At 71.7% G+C, this 515-nt stretch carries 1 pseudogene; it reads right to left on the bottom strand.

Annotated elements, in window-relative coordinates:
* A pseudogene (locus E6R62_RS39115) lies at positions 1 to 298 on the bottom strand (peptidase S8); the annotation flags it as partial.
* Between the last annotated feature and the right edge of the window lie 217 nt (positions 299 to 515).

Below are 515 nucleotides of genomic sequence, written 5' to 3'. Positions count from 1 at the left end.
CGAAGTCCGCGTTGGCGGAGTGCACGACGAGCACGCCTATCTGGTCGTACGCCTGGAGCACCGAGCCGCCCGCCTGGGCGACGGCTCTCTGGACGCGGGCCGAATTCCCGTGCCCGGGGCGGACGTTGACGATGTAACTGAGCTCGGGCCCGGTCGGCTGCGCCGCCTTCGTGCTCAGCGGGCCGCCGTCGGCGGATGCCGCCGAGGCGGTGCCGGGAAGGAACGCGAGGGCGGCGGCGGTGGCCAGGCCCGCCGAGGCGGCGACGGCTCGGCGCGTACGGGAGATGTGCAACGGCATGGGGTCTCCATGGGGTTGGCGGAACTCTCGATGCGTACGTGGATGAGGAAGCGGGCGACGGGCTGGACAGGTGGGACCACCGGACCGGCACCGCCCGGAGGGCGCCGGGGCCGCGCATGAGCAGTGAAGCTATCGCCGATCATCTCGGAGGATCAACGGCGTGTGCCGATTTCGCGGAGAAAGTCGTGTAGTCGGCGCGGGGGGCGTGCGAAACGCG

Origin of the sequence: Streptomyces sp. A1136 (assembly GCF_004795055.1) — a bacterium.
Classification (GTDB): Bacteria; Actinomycetota; Actinomycetes; order Streptomycetales; family Streptomycetaceae; genus Streptomyces.
This window is presented reverse-complemented; position numbering and strand designations above follow the sequence as displayed.